This is a genomic window from Vibrio sp. B7 (genome assembly GCF_963888765.1).
Classification (GTDB): domain Bacteria; phylum Pseudomonadota; class Gammaproteobacteria; order Enterobacterales; family Vibrionaceae; genus Vibrio; species Vibrio anguillarum.
In genome coordinates this window covers 24,472-43,756 of the sequence record NZ_CAWPKR010000001.1, presented here as the reverse complement: position 1 = coordinate 43,756, position 19,285 = coordinate 24,472, and the positions used below count along the sequence as shown (strand labels likewise).

The following is a 19,285-nucleotide window of genomic DNA, read 5'->3' as shown; positions in this document are numbered from 1 at the left end:
GTCTGGTGAGGCTTTTTTTGCTTTTTTGCTCGAGTAACTTCATCATCAAAGCGTGGATGGGATTTATCCCCACATGACTAAAATAGCGGCAATTGCGATTAGAACAAGCCCCAGCCCATCTTTAATTTTCACCGATTGTTTTAGCCAAAAAATAGAAATTAACATCGTAAAAAAGATCTCAATTTGGCCTAAAGTTTTTACATAAGGTACGGTTTGAAGAGACATTGCACTGAACCAACCAATAGAACCAAGACAGCTACTTGTGCTGGTTAATAGCGTTAGCTTAGGTCTTACCCATAATTGTTTTAATGAGTTGTTGTCGGTCACCATTAGGTAAATTAGCAGTAATAAAGTCTGCAGTGAAATGACCAACAATAATACCCAAGCAGCACTGTGTGGAAAGGGTAAGCCAAGCGCTAAACTGGCTTCACGTACCCACAATGAAGTGAGCGCAAAGGCACTACCACAACTTAATCCCAGTAAAACAGTTGGCATTGAAAGCTGCTTAATATTGCCGTGCGTGCTCATCAAAAATACACCAATGCCACCAACGATGACGCCAATCCAGCCCAAGCCTGTCAAATGAGTCCCAAAAAAAATCATTCCTAAAATAGCGGCAACTAAGGCTTCGCTTTTGGCTAGCCCAGCACCTACGGCATAGTTATTTAATTTAAAAAGCTTAACCATGAGCGCAGTCGCGACGATTTGCATCAATGACGCGCCGATAATGAAAGCGATAAAGGTCAATGACAATGTAGGTAATTTCGCGGGTATGAAATGATACAAAGTGATGAGATAGAGAGCCGCGATAGGGCCAGCCCAAAGAAAGCGGGCAAGGGTAACACCAGTAGTACTGACCTCAGTTGCTAAGCGACTTTGGAATGCATTGCGCCAAGATTGCATGAACGCGGCCAGAAGGGTGAATAAGATCCAAGTCATGGAAGTCCATTTTGAGTGACAAGAAAGAGGCCATGCTATGAGATGCAGAGATATTGGGCAAGCGGAATATAAAAAGGGCTGCATTCGCAGCCCTTTAATGGTATTTAAACTCGGTTCAGAGATTAATACTGTGGTTTAGTCATTGCCGCACCAGCTTGACTTTGCGCTGACTGGCTGCCTGCTGCACGAGTTGCAATTCGTTCAGCATGGAAAGGTGCTGATACGATTTCAATCTCTTTGAGCAACAAAGAGCCTGAGGCTTTGGTCATCGGAGAGAATGCATGCGCTTTGATTGTTTTAGGTAATACGGCTTCAGGTGCCTTAGTTACTGCTTCAACCTTCAATGCTGGTACTTTCTCTGTCGTGGCTTTTTCTTCGACAACGAGCTCAATAGCGGTAGTCTTTTCAATAACAACTTCTGCGATCACTGGCTCCGAAATAACGGCTTCTACAGTGACCGATTCTGTGACTGAAACCGATTCTGTTACCACTGCCGATGGTACTTGAGGTTCAATAGCGTCCTGCAAAGAGACTGTAACAGGTTCTTCAACGACGCTCAGGTTCTCTTCGTGGCGAATAATGACCTTACCCATTGCCATTTCAGGGAAAGCAAAACCACCTAACGTTATCTCGGTATTGTTATCTACGACATCTGCCACTTGTTGAACAGGTTCAACCGCTGCGACTTGCTCTGTTACCGGTGCTTGATACACTGGTTTAGAGAGGTCATAACGAGGCATCACTTTACCCATTGCCATCTCAGGAGAGGCAACCCCACCTTTGCGTAAACGGAATGGGTTAGGGCGACGATCACGACCACGGCGTCGACGTTGACCACTGGCTCGTAAATGACGAGGGGAGCGGCGATTGCGACGTTGATTTTGATCGTCATTCTCATTGTCGTCGTTTGGTGTAACGACCGATGTCTCAACAGATTGTGCTGTTTCAGCTTTTACGGCTTCAATAACCTCTGCTGCCGGGGTTGTATTGATCAACATTTCAGCTTCTGGTTGTTCTTGAGCGATTGTCTGATCTTTTACACGAACTTGTTTGTTTAACTTACGGCGTTGACGGCGTTCTTTGACTTTTGCCGTTTTCTCTTCCGTTTTATCTTCATTCGCTGTCAAGGTAACGGCTTGTGCTTCAGCCGCAAGTTGTAGCCCTTGCTCCGCTAACTTTTCAGATTTGCTGTCATCACGCTTGTTGCGGCGCTCTTGTTTTGGCTTGCGAGCTTGTGTCTTACGAGGCTCGTTGGTAGCAACAATTTCTTTGTCTTGTGTTTCTTCAACAAGAGCAGAGGTATTGACAGGTTTACGTTTGTTTCTGTCACGGTTTGCGTTGTCGCGATTAACATTTTCACCGCGTCCGTTACGACGACGTTGGTCATTTCGATCACGACGCTGGCGTGGTGCTTGGCTACGTTCGTTTTCTTGTTTTTGTTGCTCTTCCTCAGTTTTCACCTCTTCCGTGGTGGTTGAGAAGATGCTACCAAGAGCTTTAACGATGCGGCCAAATAGACCTGGTTTGCCTGGTTCAACAGCGATCTCTTTGACTGGAACCGCTACCTCTGCTTTAGGTGTTGGAGCTGGAATAGTTTGTGCTGGAGCAGCAAACCCTTTCAACGCTGGTTCTTCAATGCGTTTTGGTTTGAAATCGATATCTGAGCTTTCTTTGCCTTCTGCTTCTTTCAGTGCTTCTAGTTTCATTGGCACTAAGTAAGAGAGTATTTCTTGCTCTTCCCCTTCACGGACACGGATCACTTCAAAATGAGGCGTTTCCATTTCAGAGTTAGGGACAATGGTGATCTCGACTTCTTGAATGCGTTCAATATGATTGATTGAGCGACGTTTTTCATTGAGTAGATAAGATGCAATAGGAACGGGAACCACCGCCATAACTTGAGCGGTATTATCTTTTAGTGCTTCTTCTTCAATGAGACGTAAAACAGAGAGCGCAAGAGATTCATTATCACGAACCACTCCGGTACCAGAGCAGCGTGGGCAGATATGGTGACTTGCTTCGGCAAGTGATGGGCTCAAGCGCTGACGCGACATTTCTAACAAGCCAAAACGTGAAATTCGGCCAATTTGTACGCGAGCACGATCTAGGCGTACGGCATCGCGTAAACGGTTTTCTACTTCACGTTGGTGACGAACAGGAGTCATATCGATGAAATCGATAACCACTAATCCGCCCAAATCGCGCAGACGTAATTGGCGAGCAATTTCATCGGCTGCTTCTAAGTTGGTGTTAAGCGCCGTCTCTTCAATATCGCCGCCTTTTGTTGCACGAGCAGAGTTGATATCAATTGAGGTCAATGCTTCGGTTGGGTCGATAACAATAGAGCCACCAGAAGGCAAACGCACTTCACGCTGGAAAGCCGATTCGATTTGGCTTTCAATTTGGTAATGGCTAAATAGGGGTACTTCACCGTCGTATTTTTTTACACGACTCACGAAATCAGGACGCACCAAACGAATGTGCTCAAGGGCACGTTCATAAATTGTGTTGCTATCAATTAGAATTTCACCAATGTCACGACGCAGATAATCACGAATTGCGCGTACAATGACGTTGCTCTCTTGGTGAATAAGTAGCGGTGCAGGACGCAAATCTGAAGCCTGTTTGATTGCGCTCCAGTGATTGAGCAAAACGTTTAAGTCCCACTCTAGCTCTTCCGCACTTTTGCCCACACCTGCAGTGCGAACGATAAGGCCCATGCCTTGAGGAAGCTCTAAACTGCTCAATGCGGTTTTTAATTCGGTACGCTCATCGCCTTCGATACGGCGTGAAATACCACCGGCACGAGGATTGTTTGGCATAAGAACTAGGTAGCTACCAGCAAGAGAAATGAAAGTGGTCAACGCAGCGCCTTTGCTGCCTCGTTCTTCCTTTTCAACTTGGACAATAACTTCTTGGCCTTCTTTAAGCGCTTCTTTGATGTTTGGACGGCCTTGGTAAGTGTAGCCATCAGGGAAGTATTCGCGGGCAATTTCTTTGAGAGGAAGGAAACCGTGACGTTCAGCGCCGTAATCAACAAATGCAGCTTCTAAACTAGGTTCAACACGGGTGATACGTCCTTTATAGATGTTCGCCTTTTTAGATTCATGCCCTGGACTTTCGATGTCTAGATCAAAAAGTCGTTGGCCATCAACCAGCGCGACACGCAACTCTTCTTTTTGAGTTGCGTTAATTAGCATTCTTTTCATTTAAAAATCTCGTTATCTTTCTTTAGTTTTGATTATTGGACTTGTTGCTGGGTTTCGCTTTCACGGTGCCAGATCCCATGACTAAAAGGTGCAGCCTCCCGGCTGGAGGGGATGCTCTAGGGCACTTCAGTTATCGCACGCACACGATTGCCTGCGATCCGCGTATTGGCGGAAAATACTCAACATGAAATGACGATGAGTAGAGCAACAAGATAGCTTCGCTCAATAGTGTCTTACGCCATGTGCAGCACATTGACGCTTAGCAGTCTACTCACTATTTTGCTCAAAAATGGACGGTAAAGAATAAAAAATCACCGAATCATTCATTGCAGCTGTGAACTATAGCAGTGACAGGTAAACACAGCAATCTGCTTTGTTATGAACAGGTCAAAAAAATGAGAATAGGTCTAAAAGTTAGATGGCTAATTTAATGTTTATCAAAGAGTTTTAGTTGTTAAAGTAAGAATTGTAATGGGTAATATTTAATTTTATCCACAGTCACATTTCAATTGGTGTAATTCTCGCCAATTTGCCATTAAACAGCAGATGAAAATATTCTTTTTTGGGGCGAAGAAAATGTGAATTTAAACAATTTACAGTGGTACAATGGCGCCCATGAGTGAAATTAGAACCCAAGTCCAGCTCATCGATATCGATGAAGATATGGCTGGTCAACGCATTGACAATTTTTTGCGTAACCAATTAAAAAACGTTCCCAAAAGTATGGTTTACCGAATCCTGCGCAAAGGAGAGGTTCGTGTAAATAAAAAACGCATCAAAGCAGAATATAAGTTATCGGCTGGTGATGTGGTGAGAATACCACCAGTGACTCTCGAACAGTCGGATCAAGAGAGCAACACACCCAATACCAAATTGAGTAAAGTCGCTGAGCTAGAACACTGCATTATTTTTGAGGATGAGCACTTACTTATTCTGAATAAACCTTCCGGTACGGCTGTTCATGGTGGGAGTGGTTTGAAATTTGGCGCAATTGAAGCGCTACGTGCATTGCGCCCAGAAGCTCGCTTTTTGGAATTGGTGCACCGTATCGATCGCGATACGTCGGGCATTTTATTAGTGGCTAAAAAACGCTCCGCGTTGCGCCATCTCCAAGCCCAGTTTAGAGAAAAAACGATTCAAAAATATTACTTTGCTTTAGTTATGGGGCAATGGAAAAGCAGCTGTAAAGTCGTGAATGCGCCACTATTGAAAAATGATGTGAACAGCATTGTGCGAGTCAATCCAAACGGTAAAGCATCGGAAACGCGCTTTAAGATCCTTGAACAGTTTGCACAAGCAACTTTGGTGCAAGCCAGTCCGATCACTGGCCGTACTCATCAGATCCGCGTTCATACTCAGTATACAGGGCACCCGATTGCGTGGGATGATCGTTATGGTGACCGCCGTTTTGACGCATATACCGCACAGTTTGGCATTGACCGATTATTCTTACACGCGGCCAATATTCGTTTTATTCACCCTTCGACAGAGGCGTTAATGGACATTAATGCACCACTCGATACTCAACTAGAGCAAGCATTAGTCAAATTGAGAAACGCTTAAGGCCAGCTTTCATTTGCTAACGAGTAGCAACATAGTAGAAACATAAAGTAATGGTCGAAGTCATGGTATAAAAGTGAGCGCGGATCAAGGCGCTCACTGTTAATCATTATCCTAAAACGGTAATACCTTGAGACTCAAGCATTGAGACTAGCTTAATTAATGGTAGCCCAACCAAGCTATTAGGGTCATCACCTTCTAAACGTTCAAAAAGTGCAATGCCTAGGCCCTCACACATAAAGCTGCCTGCGCACTGTAGTGGCTGTTCTTTTGCCACGTAAGCCGTCACCATCTCGGTAGATAAAGAGCGAAAATGAACCGTGAAGGGTTCTACGGTGACCATGCATTGGCCAGAGACGGAGTTGTAAACCGCAAGCCCAGTATAAAAAGTGATGGCTTTTCCACTTTGTTTGAGTAACTGCTTAATGGCTTGTTCTTGAGTATGAGGTTTGCCAATAATCTCACCGTCAATCACGCAAACTTGATCAGAACCGATGACTAAACTGGGTTGGTTTGGATGGCAAGATCTTGCTTTCGTTTCCGCTAAACGAGTCACCAGATCTTGTGCGGGCTCACCAGGTAACGGAGTTTCGTCGCAATTAGGCGAGCAGGTAACAAAAGGTAGATCCAGCTTTTTAAGTAATTGCTGCCGAAACGGCGAAGTAGATGCTAAAACTAGTTGGTAATTTTGCATTTTGATTTAGAATTGCTGCGAATTTTACCGCAGCATATATCAATCAGACATGCTGTACATAATTCTCTCAGTGGAAAGGGGGAAAAACGAACTTTTTTGCCTTTTTCTTTGACTAAAACCGATTTGGAAGATAATATTCGCGCCCTATGCAAAAGGTAAAAATACCGCGATCGATTGATCCGGCTAAAGCAGCTCAAAAACGACTTGATTGTGATGGTATCATCCAACTCAGTCTTTTTAAGCGTTTAGAAGAATCAGTCGCAGGCGTTAAACGCGACGCACAAGTCTCATTGTCATTTGGGCTTGATGAACAGCGACTAGTTGTTATCTCTGGTAAAGCTAACATCTCTGTCGATTTAGAGTGTCAACGCTGTAACAAGGTTTTCGCACATGAGTGCGAAGTCCAATTCAAGTATACTCCTTACTTGGGGAGTAAAACGGATGAAGACGCACCGGAAGAGTACGATTTGGTAGATCCGAATGAGTACGGTGAGATCGACCTTGTACAATTAGTTGAAGACGAGTTCATCATTAATTTGCCACAAGTAGCAATGCACGATAGAGCGGAATGTAGCGTTAATTCAGACAATTTAGTATTTGGTGAACTTCCAGAAGAACTAGCGGAAGAAAAGCCGAATCCATTTGATGTTTTAAAAAACTTAAAACGATAATTCGTTATAGGTTAAGACAAAGGAGTAGGGTCAATGGCCGTACAAAAGAGCAAAAAATCACGCGCACGTCGTGGCATGCGTCGTTCACATGATGCGCTAACTACATCTGCACTATCTGTAGATGCGACTTCAGGTGAAACTCACCTACGTCACAACATGACTGCTGACGGTTATTACCGTGGCAAAAAGGTTATCAGCAAGTAAGGTTGACCTTTGCAATATTTAACCGTTGCACTTGATGCAATGGGCGGGGATTTCGGTCCTCGCGTAACAGTGCCTGCCGCCGTGCAGGCACTGTCGCATTTCCCAGAGCTCAAAGTGATCCTCGTTGGTGATCAAGTGTTGATCACACATCAATTATCTCAATTAGGTTATGAACTTAATACTCGCTTGAGTATTTTGCACAGTGACCGCGTTATTTCTAACTCCGAAAAACCTTCTCTGGCCTTACGCAATAGTGCTGGAAGTTCAATGGGCATCGCAATTGACCTAGTTTCTGATAGCCGTGCTGATGCTTGTGTCAGTGGTGGTAATACAGGTGCGCTCATGGCGTTATCTCGTTTTCGTCTGAAATTGCTGCCCGGCATTGATCGTCCTGCATTAGTTTCAGCGTTGCCGACGGCTTCAGGTCAACGCACTTGGATGCTGGATTTGGGTGCGAACGTATCAAGTGATGCAGATTCTCTGTTTCAATTTGCTGTCATGGGGAGTGCGCTAGCCGAACAGCATTTAGGCCGCTCTGCAAAAGTTGCCATCCTTAATATTGGTGCGGAAGAGATTAAAGGGAATGATTTAGTGAAGCGTTGCGCTGAAATGCTGAATCAAACTCAGGCCGTCAACTATATCGGCTATATCGAAGGTAATCAGTTGTTGGATGATGTCGCTGATGTGATTGTTTGCGATGGTTTCGTCGGTAATGTTTGCCTGAAAGCATGTGAAGGCACAGCACAACTCTTTATTGATAAGTTAAAAAGCCAACTTTTGGGCTCATCCATAAAGGGTTGGATTGCACGAAAACTGTTTTCTTCATTATTTACTGAACTAAAAACATTGAACCCCGACCAGTATAACGGCGCAAGTTTGTTAGGATTGCGCGGCATTGTCATAAAAAGTCATGGAAGTGCTGATGTACTCGCCGTCGTGAATGCGATTTCCGAAGCGGTACACGAGGTCAAACGACAAGTCCCCAGCCGTATAAGCGATCGTTTGGAAGCGGTTTTACTCGAGAGGCATTATTAGTCTTCATGTATAGCAAAATTTTAGGTACTGGCAGCTACTTGCCATCTCAGGTGCGTACCAACGCAGATTTAGAGAAAATGGTAGAGACAAGCGATGAGTGGATTATTGCCCGTACTGGTATTCGTGAGCGCCGCATTTGCGCGGAGAATGAAACCGTTGCGGATATGGCTTTCTATGCAGCGCAAAATGCCATTCAAATGGCCGGCATTGATAAAAACGATATTGATCTGATTATTGTTGCAACAACCAGCAGTAGCCATGCATTTCCTTCGGCGGCATGCCAGGTGCAAGGTAAGCTTGGCATCAAAGGATGTCCTGCTTTTGATTTAGCGGCGGCTTGTTCAGGTTTTGTCTATGGATTATCGATTGCAGATCAACACATCAAATCGGGTATGTGTAAAAACATTCTTGTCATTGGTGCTGATGCCTTGTCTAAAACCTGCGATCCAACAGACCGCTCGACAATCATTTTATTTGGTGATGGCGCAGGCGCTGTCATTATTGGTGCAAGTGAAGAGCCAGGAATTTTGTCGACTCATATCTATTCTGATGGTGAGTTTGGCGAGCTCTTGAGTTTACCTGTTCCAGAGCGTGGTGGTGATGCTGATAAATGGCTTTATATGGCGGGTAATGAAGTCTTTAAAGTGGCAGTGACGCAACTCTCTAAGCTTGTTAAAGATACGCTTGCTGCCAATAACATGCACAAATCAGAATTAGATTGGTTAGTGCCTCATCAAGCTAACTATCGCATTATTTCCGCGACCGCGAAAAAACTATCGATGTCACTTGACCAAGTCGTAATAACGCTTGATCGCCATGGTAATACGTCTGCTGCTACCGTCCCAACCGCGCTCGATGAAGCCGTACGAGATGGTCGAATTCAACGTGGTCAAACGTTATTGCTTGAAGCCTTCGGTGGTGGTTTTACTTGGGGCTCGGCACTCGTTAAGTTTTAAGCGGATAGATTTTTATTTTAAGGGGTTGGTTCAACCTCTTGTTTTTACTTAAGGAAACAAACAATGAGCAAGTTTGCTATCGTATTTCCAGGTCAAGGCTCGCAATCAGTTGGTATGCTTGCAGAACTTGGTCAGCAGTATGATGTCATTCAACAGACATTTGCCGAAGCTTCTGAAGTGCTGGGTTATGATTTATGGGCATTGGTACAAAATGGCCCAGTAGAAGATCTTAACCAAACCTCTCGTACTCAACCGGCATTACTCGCTTCTTCTGTTGCCCTTTGGCGGCTATGGCAAAGCCTAGGTTTAGATCAGCCAGCCTTGCTTGCAGGCCATAGCTTGGGTGAGTATTCCGCACTGGTGTGTGCTGGTGTAGTTGACTTTAAGCAAGCCATCAAATTAGTAGAGCTGCGCGGTCAGTTAATGCAAGAAGCCGTTCCGGCAGGCGTAGGCGCGATGTCGGCTATTATCGGTCTTGATGATGAGCTGATAGCAAAAGCGTGTGAAGAAGCAGCTCAAGGTGAAGTGGTTTCACCGGTTAACTTTAACTCGCCAGGCCAAGTTGTCATCGCAGGCAATAAAGATGCAGTTGAACGTGCGGGTCAGTTATGTAAAGAGGCCGGAGCAAAGCGCGCGCTGCCATTGCCAGTTTCTGTTCCTTCTCACTGTGCTTTAATGAAGCCAGCAGCAGACAAGTTAGCGGTTGCATTACAATCGATTGAATTTCATGCACCACAAATTCCGGTTATCAACAATGTGGATGTAATAGCAGAAATTGATCCGGCCAAAATTAAAGATGCGTTAGTTCGTCAACTATACAGCCCTGTTCGTTGGACGGAATGTGTACAGTTGATGAGTGAGCAAGGCATAGAAAAGCTGCTTGAAGTTGGCCCAGGCAAAGTTTTGACAGGCCTGACTAAGCGCATTATTAAATCGCTTGAATCAGCAGCAGTGAATGACATTGCTTCACTTGATGCCGTTAAGTAATCAAAGGAAAGAATAGATGATGAACCTAGAAGGCAAAATTGCTCTCGTGACTGGCGCAAGCCGTGGTATTGGCCGAGCGATCGCTGAATTATTAGTTGAACGCGGTGCAACAGTGATCGGCACGGCTACTAGCGAAAGCGGTGCAGCGGCAATCAGTGAATATCTTGGTAATAATGGTAAAGGCCTAGCGCTGAACGTGACGGATGTGGAATCTATCGCAGCGACGCTGAAAACCATCAATGACGAGTTTGGCGTGATCGATATTCTGGTGAATAACGCCGGGATTACTCGTGATAATCTATTAATGCGCATGAAAGATGATGAATGGTCAGATATTATTGATACCAATTTAACGTCTATCTTCCGCTTATCGAAAGCGGTGCTACGTGGCATGATGAAAAAGCGCAATGGTCGCATCATCAATGTGGGCTCTGTGGTCGGTACTATGGGTAACGCTGGTCAAACCAACTACGCAGCGGCAAAAGCGGGCGTAATTGGCTTTACTAAGTCGATGGCTCGCGAAGTTGCATCTCGTGGTGTGACGGTTAACACAGTTGCGCCAGGTTTTATCGAAACAGATATGACAAAAGCGCTGAATGATGACCAACGTACTGCTACACTAGCCCAAGTGCCAGCTGGCCGCTTAGGCGATCCACGCGAAATTGCGTCGGCAGTGGTATTTTTAGCTTCTCCAGAGGCTGCCTACATTACGGGTGAAACTTTGCACGTAAATGGCGGGATGTACATGGTATAAGCTGGTTTTTGAACGTTATTGATGAAATAAAGGCTTTGCTATTGTCAACAACGTGTAAAACTTGCTAACTATATGCGCAACATTTGTGCATGATTTAAGTCAAAAATGGTCTTAATTTCGGTTAAAATCGGTAAAATTGTGGTTTGACCAGCAATGACCCACTTGCAACTTTCCCTAGTTAGAATAAACTACGGAACCATCGCATTAGGCGAAATCTGTAAAGGAAAAGAAAACATGAGCAACATCGAAGAACGCGTAAAGAAAATCATTGTTGAACAGCTAGGTGTAGACGAAGCAGAAGTAAAGAATGAAGCTTCTTTCGTAGAAGATCTAGGTGCTGATTCTCTAGATACAGTTGAGCTAGTAATGGCTCTAGAAGAAGAATTCGATACTGAAATTCCAGATGAAGAAGCTGAGAAGATCACTACTGTTCAAGCTGCAATCGACTACGTAAACAGCGCTCAGTAATATCTCTCCCCAGGCGGCCCTCTGGCCGCCTGAGTTTTTCTAACTCTTCTATACCTCTCATAGAACTTTTCAACTCCGGAGAATATGATCGTGTCCAAGCGTCGTGTCGTTGTCACTGGCATGGGTATGTTGTCACCGGTAGGCAACACTGTAGAATCTTCTTGGAAAGCCCTGCTAGCTGGTCAAAGCGGTATCGTTAATATCGAACATTTTGATACCACCAATTTTTCAACTCGTTTTGCAGGTCTAGTCAAAGACTTTAACTGCGAAGAGTATATGTCTAAAAAAGATGCCCGTAAGATGGATCTCTTTATCCAGTACGGTATTGCGGCGGGTATCCAAGCACTTAATGATTCTGGTATCACAGTAACTCCAGAAAATGCCCCAAGAATCGGTGTTGCTATCGGCTCTGGTATTGGTGGTCTTGATTTGATTGAAACTGGCCATCATGCCTTGGTAGAAAAAGGCCCACGTAAAGTGAGCCCGTTCTTTGTACCCTCAACGATTGTCAACATGGTTTCAGGCAACTTGTCTATCATGCGTGGTCTTCGTGGTCCAAATATCGCTATTTCTACCGCATGCACAACAGGTTTACATAACATTGGCCATGCGGCACGTATGATTGCATACGGTGATGCCGATGCGATGGTGGCGGGTGGTGCAGAAAAAGCATCGACACCACTTGGCATGGCGGGTTTTGGCGCAGCAAAAGCATTGTCTACGCGTAATGATGAACCGCAAAAAGCGTCTCGTCCTTGGGACAAGGGCCGTGATGGCTTTGTTCTAGGCGATGGTGCGGGTGTTATGGTTCTTGAAGAATATGAACATGCTAAAGCACGCGGTGCGAAGATTTACGCTGAGTTAGTTGGCTTTGGTATGTCTGGTGATGCTTATCACATGACTTCACCAAGCGAAGACGGTTCAGGCGGTGCGTTAGCGATGGAAGCCGCGATGCGTGATGCGGGCGTAACAGGTACTCAAATCGGTTACGTCAACGCGCATGGTACTTCGACTCCAGCTGGTGATGTTGCGGAAATTAAAGGTGTTAAGCGCGCTTTAGGTGAAGAAGGTTCGAAACAAGTTCTTGTCTCTTCTACTAAATCTATGACTGGTCATTTGCTAGGCGCGGCTGGTTCTGTTGAAGCCATTATCACCGTTATGTCATTAGTTGACCAAATTGTTCCACCAACCATTAACCTTGATGATCCAGAAGAAGGTTTAGGCATTGATCTTGTTCCACACACTGCCCGCAAAGTGGAAGGTATGGAATATGCGATCTGTAACTCTTTTGGTTTTGGTGGTACAAACGGCTCGTTGATTTTCAAAAAAATCTAATGATTGTGGTTGTGACACTTGAGTTTGAACGGCTTGATGCTTAGCATTGAGCCGTTTCTTTTTGTGGGGTAAGCACGATGTTTTGGGTAAATGGACAACCTAGTGACACTCTATCTCTTACTGATCGCTCTTTTCAGTATGGGGATGGTTGCTTCACAACGATTCTCGTTTGCGCTGGTGAGCTTCAATATTGGGATATGCACGTTGAACGCATGGAATCTTGTTTGCGGTGTTTAGCTATTCCCGCCCCTGATTGGCAGCAAGTTGAACATTGGCTCTCAACGATCGTTCCTAGTACCGCAAAATCCGGTGTGAAAATTCATATTAGCCGCGGACAAGGTGGTCGGGGTTATAGCTCTGCTAACGTTGGCGATTCTCAAGTCACTATCAGTACCTTTGAGTATCCAGCCCATTATGGTCAGTGGATAGCCGATGGTATCGAGCTTGGTGTATGCCAACAGCGGATGGGACTCTCGCCATTATTGGCGGGTCACAAACATAACAATCGACTAGAACAAGTTTTATTGAAGTCAGAGATGGATGCAAAAGGGTACGCTGACGGCATCGCGCTAGACATCAATGAGCATGTCATAGAAACTACGGTTGCAAATATTTTTTGGGTGTCAGGGGATAGGTTATGTACGCCAAGCTTAGACAATGCAGGCGTAGCTGGGGTTATTCGTCGTGTATTATTGGCGGCGGCTACCGATCTCAAGGTTGAGGTGAGAGCATTCTCATTAGAAGAGTTATTGTCGGCAGATGAAGTGTTTATTACTAACTCCTTATTAGGCGTTGCGCCTGTCACGGCAATTGCAAATACGATTTTCCCTATTGGTAAAATAACACGCTATTTTCAGGAGCGTTTTAACTCGTGATTAATCGAATTCTCGTTGTATTACTACTGATCATTATCGCCGTTGGAGCTGGATATTTCTACATTGAGCGACAGGTAGATGCTTATTTAGAACAGCCTCTATCGCTTCCTTCATCGCAAGTCGTGACCATAAAATCAGGTACAAGCCTTAATGGCGTATTAACGCTATTGAATGAGAAAAAATGGATAACGGATTTTTCGATGTACAAGTTAGTACGACGTCTGCATCCTGAAATAACCAAAATTAAGGCGGGAACTTACCAAGTACAACCCGGAGATCGATTGATCGATCTCTTAAGTGACGTGATATCCGGTAAAGAGCATCAGTTCTCTATTACCTTTGTCGAAGGGAGCCGCTTTAATGAGTGGCGAGCTCTGCTTGCACAAACTGAAGGCGTGACAAACACGATAGCTGATTTGGCAGAAGCCGACATTGCCCAAAAATTAGGTATTGAGCAGCAAAAGCTTGAAGGACTGTTTCTAGCGGAGACTTATCATTTCCCTTTTGGAACGACCGATCTTGAGATCCTAAAAAGGGCCAATAGACGTCTTGAGAAAATACTCGATCAACATTGGGCCAATCGCCAGCCAAATCTGCCAATTAAAACGCCTTATGAAGCGTTGATTTTGGCGTCAATTATTGAAAAGGAAACGGCTATTGCTTCAGAGCGAGGGCGCATTGCCTCCGTTTTTGTCAATCGACTCAATAAACGGATGCGGCTACAGACTGATCCTACGGTCATTTACGGGCTTGGCGATGCCTACGATGGTAATCTTCGTAAAAAAGACTTAAGAACACCGACGCCATTTAATACTTATACTATTTTTGGTTTACCTCCTACGCCTATTGCGATGGCGGGGGAAGCCTCAATCAAAGCGGCATTAAACCCAGAGCAGAGCAATTATTTGTATTTTGTTGCCAGTGGCTCTGGTGGACACGTTTTTTCTAAAACATTGAATGAACATAATCGCGCTGTTCGCGCTTATTTAAAACAGTTAAGAACCCAGTCATGAATGCTAAATTTATTGTTGTAGAAGGTTTAGAAGGCGCAGGAAAAAGCACTGCTATTCAATCCATTAGAGAAACACTTATTGAGTTCGGCGTGACAAATATCACTCATACTCGTGAGCCGGGCGGGACTGTTTTAGCAGAAAAAATGCGCGCCTTAGTCAAAGAAGAGCATGAAGGTGAAGTGCTTCAGGATATGACTGAGCTGTTATTAATGTACGCCGCTCGTGTTCAATTGGTTGAAAATGTGATTAAGCCTGCACTTGCGGCTGGTTCGTGGGTGGTTGGTGATCGCCATGATATGTCCTCTCAAGCCTACCAAGGTGGTGGGAGGCAAATTCCGCTAGAAACGATGCAAAACCTTAAAAAGGTAACGCTAGGTGATTTTAAGCCAGATTTTACTCTCTATTTGGACCTAGATCCGAGCATCGGTTTAGAAAGAGCAAGAGGCCGAGGTGAGCTTGATCGTATCGAAAAAATGGATATTGGTTTTTTTGAGCGCACGCGTGAACGTTACCTTGCCCTAGCTAAGGAAGATAAAAGCGTGGTCGTGATTAATGCTGAACAAACAATAGAAGCGGTGGCATTCTCTATCAAAGCAGCGTTAAACCAGTTTCTAGAAACCAATATGCTAGAGAGAAACTAGGGCTAAACATTGAGTAACAAATTGATGATAAATGATCTGTATCCTTGGTTAGCAGGCTATTGGCTTCAGTGGCAAACCAGCCTCAATAACCAGCAGTTCCCTGCGGCGAGCTTACTCGTTTCTCCCTCAGGGCTGGGCGCTGAACGGCTCATTGAGAAGTTGAGTGCAGCAGTGATGTGTTCTCATAGCCATTCAGAAGCGTGTGGGTTTTGTCATAGCTGCGAATTGATGAAGTCTGGTAGTCACCCTGATTTTCATCTGATCTCGCCTGAAAAAGAGGGGAAGGCGATTACCGTTGATCAAATTAGGCAATGCAATAAGTTGGCTCAAGAATCGGCGCAGCTTTCTGGTGCTCGTTTTATCGTTATTAATCCCGCCGATTCCATGAATGAATCAGCAGCGAATGCACTGCTCAAAACGTTAGAAGCTCCGGGGCGCAATTGTTTTTTCTTACTTGTCGCCTCTCGTATCAACCCATTACTCCCAACCATTATCAGTCGCTGTCAAAAAACGGTGCTGACACCACCGAGCAGTGAACAAGTCTCGCATTGGTTAAGTGAACAGACATCGCAACCTGTCCCTCCTTATGCGGCGCATTTAAATGGTTATTCACCACTAAATACGTTGGCGTTTATTCAATCGGGAGAGTTAGCAAAATATCAGGCTTTTGAGCAAAATATTGCTCATTGCTTAACCGATGCCAGTGCCGATATTTCCGCTTGTGTGAAGCAGATTAATGAGGCGCCTACCCAATATTTGGCTTGGTTGTGGACCATGTTGACCGATACGCAAAAGGTACAATTTGGCGTGGTTGAACAGCAGCAGCTTCCTATTAGCCTTCGATTAGCAAAACAGATCAGCTACCCAGTACTTTATCGCCAAACCAAGGCATTAACTCGTTTAATGGAAGAACTAAAGACGTTTAGTGGGCTCAATAGCGAGCTACTGATCAGCGATTGGCTATTTAACTTTAATGATGAGAAAACATGTTTGTAGATTCGCACTGCCACTTAGATAAACTTGATTACGATACGCTCCATATCGATGTTGCTGATGTAGTAGAAAAAGCTCGTCAAGCCAATGTTAAGCAATTGCTTTCTGTTGGCGTAACGCTGGATTCTTTTGAACCAATGTTAGAGCTTATTCAGCCCTTTGATAATGTTCATGCTTCTTGTGGTGTTCATCCACTTGACGTTGAAAGTCATTTTGAATTGACCCGCTTCCATCAATACGCGAGTCATCCCAAAGTGGTGGCGATTGGCGAAACGGGGCTAGATTATCACTATCAGCCGGAAACGGCTGAGTTACAGAAGTTACGGTTTTCACAGCACATTGAAACCGCCGTTGCCCTTAACAAACCTTTGATTATTCATACACGAAATGCCCGGGCTGATACTCTTGAAATGCTCCGTGATGGTGGGGCAGAAAGGTGCGGTGGTGTTATCCATTGTTTTACTGAAGATCTTGCCTTTGCACAAGCCGCTATGGAGCTTGGCTTTTATATTTCTATCTCAGGAATTGTCACGTTTAGACAAGCGACAGAATTGAAAGAAGTTGTGAAGGCGCTGCCCTTGGAACGCTTGCTGATTGAAACTGATTCCCCTTATCTTGCGCCGGTTCCACACCGTGGTCAGCAAAATCAGCCAGCCTACGTTGTTGAGGTTGCTGCTTATATTGCACAGCTAAAAAGTCTGTCATTAAAAGTAATTGAAGAAAAAACGACCGAAAATTACCAAAATCTTTTTTTGCGACGGAAAGTTGAATTGTCGTGAGAAATGCGTGTAAGACGGCATTTTTTATCAAGTTAGCGTGATAATTAACAACTTATTACCTTGTTTACTTAATCTGTTGAAAAAATAAGCTTGAAAGTTAAAATTGTAATTTTGTTACTAAAAATAACAAGTGCGCTAATTTTATTCACTCTGTGAAATTAATGGTATTGTTAACAATGTCATTATAAAACATGGAGTTATATTAATTGATTGGCAGTGTTTACACCCTCCCGCATTGTGATCGGTCTATTGTTTTGAAACAAAATTTCGTTACTAACTAGAAAGTTTGAGTGGCATCAAGATATATTTAGAGGCGAAAAATATAATGCGATATGTGGTTACATTTTCATTGGGTGCTAACATTTAGGCTACGGGGGTGTGCCGTTAGAACCCAAACAATTCTAATAACTTAATCAGGAGCATAAACATGTTTAAAAACCTTTTTGCAAACCTGCAGAAAGTTGGTAAGGCTCTGATGCTTCCAGTATCAGTTTTACCAGTTGCGGGTATTTTGCTTGGTGTGGGTGCAGCGAACTTTAGCTGGCTACCAGAAGTTGTTTCACATTTAATGGAACAAGCTGGTGGTTCGGTTTTTGGTCAAATGGCACTACTCTTTGCAGTAGGTGTAGCATTAGGCTTCACGAATAACGATGGTGTTTCAGGCCTGTCAGCAATTGTTGGCTATGGCATCATGGTTGCGACGCTAAAAGTAATGGCAGTCGTAATGGGTGTTGATAACATCGAGACAGGCGTTCTTGGTGGTATCCTTGCAGGTGGTGTTGCTGCTTGGGCATTCAATCGTTTTTACAAAATTCAACTTCCTGAATATCTTGGCTTCTTCGCGGGTAAACGTGCAGTACCAATCATTACGGGTTTCCTTGCGATTGCTCTAGGTATTGTTTTATCTATCATTTGGCCTCCTGTAGGTTCAGCTATCGCAACATTCTCTGATTGGGCTGCTAACCAAAACCCAGTAACCGCATTTGGTATCTACGGTGTTGTTGAGCGTTCATTGATTCCATTTGGTCTTCACCACATCTGGAACGTGCCTTTCTTCTATGAAGCAGGTACATGTACCAACAATGCAGGTACTACCGTTCACGGTATCATGACTTGTTTCTTGACTGCTGATGATGCGTCTCGCGCTGCAGGTAACGGTTTCGGTCAACTAGCGGGTGGCTACCTATTCAAAATGTTCGGTCTTCCAGCTGCAGCAATTGCAATTGCACACAGTGCTAAACCAGAAAACCGTGCCAAAGTAATGGGTATAATGGCGTCAGCTGCATTGACTTCATTCCTAACGGGTATCACAGAACCTATTGAGTTCTCGTTCCTATTCATCGCTCCAGTACTTTATGTTGTTCATGCTTTGCTAGCTGGTCTTGCTTATGTATTGACTAACGCTCTAGGTGTTGTTCACGGTCACACGTTCTCGAACGGTTTCATTGACTTTGTTGTTCAATCTCCTCGTGCTGAAAACATGTTGCTATTGGTTGGTCTAGGTATTGCTTATGCAGTTCTATACTATGTCGTGTTTACTTTCGTTATCCGTACGATGAACCTGAAAACTCCAGGTCGTGAAGATGAATCTGAAGAAGCTTCTTCTGCTACAGGCAGTGAGTTAGCTGGTGAACTTGTTGCGGCCTTTGGTGGTAAAGAAAACATCACTAACCTAGATGCATGTATTACTCGTCTACGTGTTTCTGTTGCTAAAACAGAAGCAGTAAACCAAGAGAAATTGAAACAGCTTGGTGCTGCGGGTGTTGTTGTTGTATCGGGTGGCGTTCAAGCTATCTTTGGTACTAAGTCTGACAACCTTAAAACTGAAATGGATGAGTGGATCCGTAATCACGGTTAATTCATATCTTTTCATTCCCCTATAAAAAAGGAGGCGAAAGCCTCCTTTTCTTTTGCCGCTAACTCGTTCATCAGCCATCCCCTATTTTTATAAGTTGATCATTGCCATCTCATTTATTAGTTGAGTTGTCCGCTTGCGGCGATAAGACGGATCTCACGCTTGGCTTGTTGACTTAACTCTCTTTTATCTCAAACGATAATCAAGTAAGGGCTATTTCGCTCTATTCCTTTATTCACATCACTTGTTTAATTTTGCTGTGGTTTGGGTGGCATGAATAGGTTTGGCTTCAAGAGGCAGGTGTAGCGGTTGTCGAC

18 protein-coding genes are annotated in these 19,285 nt (G+C 44.3%); 15 read left to right on the top strand and 3 right to left on the bottom strand.

Going from position 1 to position 19,285, the window contains the following annotated elements:
* Nucleotides 1-63: 63 nt before the first annotated feature.
* Both AACV32_RS00210 and rne read right to left on the bottom strand, forming a co-directional pair.
* Nucleotides 64-939 carry a DMT family transporter gene (locus tag AACV32_RS00210; RefSeq protein ID WP_064625727.1) on the bottom strand — a complete coding sequence of 292 codons (876 nt, stop codon included), beginning with the start codon at nucleotides 937-939 and terminating at the stop codon, nucleotides 64-66.
* Nucleotides 940-1,061: 122 nt separating this feature from the next.
* Nucleotides 1,062-4,148 carry a ribonuclease E gene (gene rne / locus AACV32_RS00205; RefSeq protein ID WP_017045253.1) on the bottom strand — a complete coding sequence of 1,029 codons (3,087 nt, stop codon included), beginning with the start codon at nucleotides 4,146-4,148 and terminating at the stop codon, nucleotides 1,062-1,064.
* Nucleotides 4,149-4,763: 615 nt separating this feature from the next.
* Here rne and rluC point away from each other — a divergent pair.
* Entirely contained in the window at nucleotides 4,764-5,711 is a 948-nt protein-coding gene (rluC, locus tag AACV32_RS00200; RefSeq protein WP_170895543.1) for a 23S rRNA pseudouridine(955/2504/2580) synthase RluC, read from the top strand.
* A gap of 106 nt (nucleotides 5,712-5,817) precedes the next feature.
* On the opposite strand, the gene AACV32_RS00195 is transcribed toward rluC, so the two are convergent.
* Nucleotides 5,818-6,402 carry a Maf family protein gene (locus AACV32_RS00195; protein ID WP_170895542.1) on the bottom strand — a complete coding sequence of 195 codons (585 nt, stop codon included), beginning with the start codon at nucleotides 6,400-6,402 and terminating at the stop codon, nucleotides 5,818-5,820.
* A 146-nt stretch (nucleotides 6,403-6,548) separates the two neighbouring features.
* On the opposite strand from AACV32_RS00195, the gene yceD reads away from it, so the two are divergent.
* From yceD to ptsG, 14 genes are all read left to right on the top strand, one after another.
* Nucleotides 6,549-7,073, top strand: coding sequence for a 23S rRNA accumulation protein YceD (yceD, locus tag AACV32_RS00190; RefSeq protein WP_010319120.1), 525 nt, complete (start codon nucleotides 6,549-6,551; stop codon nucleotides 7,071-7,073).
* A gap of 33 nt (nucleotides 7,074-7,106) precedes the next feature.
* The gene (gene rpmF / locus AACV32_RS00185) at nucleotides 7,107-7,277 is read left to right on the top strand and encodes a 50S ribosomal protein L32 (protein WP_010319119.1); all 171 of its coding nucleotides are present in this window, start codon (nucleotides 7,107-7,109) and stop codon (nucleotides 7,275-7,277) included.
* A gap of 9 nt (nucleotides 7,278-7,286) precedes the next feature.
* Nucleotides 7,287-8,312 (top strand): phosphate acyltransferase PlsX, encoded by a 1,026-nt coding sequence (gene plsX, locus AACV32_RS00180; protein WP_017042562.1) that lies wholly within the window; start codon nucleotides 7,287-7,289, stop codon nucleotides 8,310-8,312.
* 5 nt (nucleotides 8,313-8,317) lie between these two features.
* Entirely contained in the window at nucleotides 8,318-9,268 is a 951-nt protein-coding gene (locus AACV32_RS00175) for a beta-ketoacyl-ACP synthase III (RefSeq protein ID WP_010319117.1), read from the top strand.
* Between the two features lie 63 nt (nucleotides 9,269-9,331).
* Nucleotides 9,332-10,255 carry an ACP S-malonyltransferase gene (fabD, locus tag AACV32_RS00170; protein WP_017048547.1) on the top strand — a complete coding sequence of 308 codons (924 nt, stop codon included), beginning with the start codon at nucleotides 9,332-9,334 and terminating at the stop codon, nucleotides 10,253-10,255.
* A 19-nt stretch (nucleotides 10,256-10,274) separates the two neighbouring features.
* Nucleotides 10,275-11,009, top strand: a complete 735-nt coding sequence (fabG, locus tag AACV32_RS00165) for a 3-oxoacyl-ACP reductase FabG (protein ID WP_026027249.1) — start codon at nucleotides 10,275-10,277, stop codon at nucleotides 11,007-11,009.
* A 234-nt stretch (nucleotides 11,010-11,243) separates the two neighbouring features.
* On the top strand, nucleotides 11,244-11,477 hold the full coding sequence (gene acpP, locus AACV32_RS00160; RefSeq protein ID WP_014204679.1) for an acyl carrier protein: 234 nt from the start codon (nucleotides 11,244-11,246) through the stop codon (nucleotides 11,475-11,477).
* Nucleotides 11,478-11,567: 90 nt separating this feature from the next.
* Nucleotides 11,568-12,812 (top strand): beta-ketoacyl-ACP synthase II, encoded by a 1,245-nt coding sequence (fabF, locus tag AACV32_RS00155; protein WP_026028275.1) that lies wholly within the window; start codon nucleotides 11,568-11,570, stop codon nucleotides 12,810-12,812.
* 77 nt (nucleotides 12,813-12,889) lie between these two features.
* Complete coding sequence (pabC, locus tag AACV32_RS00150) at nucleotides 12,890-13,687, top strand: aminodeoxychorismate lyase (RefSeq protein WP_017049104.1); 798 nt, start codon at nucleotides 12,890-12,892, stop codon at nucleotides 13,685-13,687.
* Nucleotides 13,684-14,700, top strand: a complete 1,017-nt coding sequence (mltG, locus tag AACV32_RS00145; RefSeq protein ID WP_017049103.1) for an endolytic transglycosylase MltG — start codon at nucleotides 13,684-13,686, stop codon at nucleotides 14,698-14,700. Before pabC ends, mltG begins: the two co-directional genes overlap by 4 nt.
* Nucleotides 14,697-15,341: a dTMP kinase gene (tmk, locus tag AACV32_RS00140; RefSeq protein WP_017049102.1), complete on the top strand. Its 645-nt coding sequence runs from the start codon at nucleotides 14,697-14,699 to the stop codon at nucleotides 15,339-15,341. Before mltG ends, tmk begins: the two co-directional genes overlap by 4 nt.
* Nucleotides 15,342-15,350: 9 nt before the next feature.
* Nucleotides 15,351-16,337, top strand: coding sequence for a DNA polymerase III subunit delta' (gene holB, locus AACV32_RS00135; protein WP_017049101.1), 987 nt, complete (start codon nucleotides 15,351-15,353; stop codon nucleotides 16,335-16,337).
* Entirely contained in the window at nucleotides 16,328-17,113 is a 786-nt protein-coding gene (locus AACV32_RS00130) for a TatD family hydrolase (RefSeq protein ID WP_017049100.1), read from the top strand. The genes holB and AACV32_RS00130 overlap by 10 nt, the downstream gene beginning before the upstream one ends.
* Nucleotides 17,114-17,540: 427 nt before the next feature.
* The gene (ptsG, locus tag AACV32_RS00125; protein WP_013856413.1) at nucleotides 17,541-18,971 is read left to right on the top strand and encodes a PTS glucose transporter subunit IIBC; all 1,431 of its coding nucleotides are present in this window, start codon (nucleotides 17,541-17,543) and stop codon (nucleotides 18,969-18,971) included.
* Nucleotides 18,972-19,285: the final 314 nt, after the last annotated feature.

Excerpts from the sequence above, each read along its gene's own strand:
- AACV32_RS00210 (WP_064625727.1), bottom strand. The coding sequence starts at position 939 with ATGACTTGGATCTTATTCACCCTTCTGGCCGCGTTCATGCAATCTTGG.
- rne (WP_017045253.1), bottom strand. The coding sequence starts at position 4,148 with ATGAAAAGAATGCTAATTAACGCAACTCAAAAAGAAGAGTTGCGTGTC.
- rluC (WP_170895543.1), top strand. The coding sequence starts at position 4,764 with ATGAGTGAAATTAGAACCCAAGTCCAGCTCATCGATATCGATGAAGAT.
- AACV32_RS00195 (WP_170895542.1), bottom strand. The coding sequence starts at position 6,402 with ATGCAAAATTACCAACTAGTTTTAGCATCTACTTCGCCGTTTCGGCAG.
- yceD (WP_010319120.1), top strand. The coding sequence starts at position 6,549 with ATGCAAAAGGTAAAAATACCGCGATCGATTGATCCGGCTAAAGCAGCT.
- rpmF (WP_010319119.1), top strand. The coding sequence starts at position 7,107 with ATGGCCGTACAAAAGAGCAAAAAATCACGCGCACGTCGTGGCATGCGT.
- AACV32_RS00175 (WP_010319117.1), top strand. The coding sequence starts at position 8,318 with ATGTATAGCAAAATTTTAGGTACTGGCAGCTACTTGCCATCTCAGGTG.
- fabD (WP_017048547.1), top strand. The coding sequence starts at position 9,332 with ATGAGCAAGTTTGCTATCGTATTTCCAGGTCAAGGCTCGCAATCAGTT.
- fabG (WP_026027249.1), top strand. The coding sequence starts at position 10,275 with ATGAACCTAGAAGGCAAAATTGCTCTCGTGACTGGCGCAAGCCGTGGT.
- acpP (WP_014204679.1), top strand. The coding sequence starts at position 11,244 with ATGAGCAACATCGAAGAACGCGTAAAGAAAATCATTGTTGAACAGCTA.
- pabC (WP_017049104.1), top strand. The coding sequence starts at position 12,890 with ATGTTTTGGGTAAATGGACAACCTAGTGACACTCTATCTCTTACTGAT.
- tmk (WP_017049102.1), top strand. The coding sequence starts at position 14,697 with ATGAATGCTAAATTTATTGTTGTAGAAGGTTTAGAAGGCGCAGGAAAA.
- AACV32_RS00130 (WP_017049100.1), top strand. The coding sequence starts at position 16,328 with ATGTTTGTAGATTCGCACTGCCACTTAGATAAACTTGATTACGATACG.
- ptsG (WP_013856413.1), top strand. The coding sequence starts at position 17,541 with ATGTTTAAAAACCTTTTTGCAAACCTGCAGAAAGTTGGTAAGGCTCTG.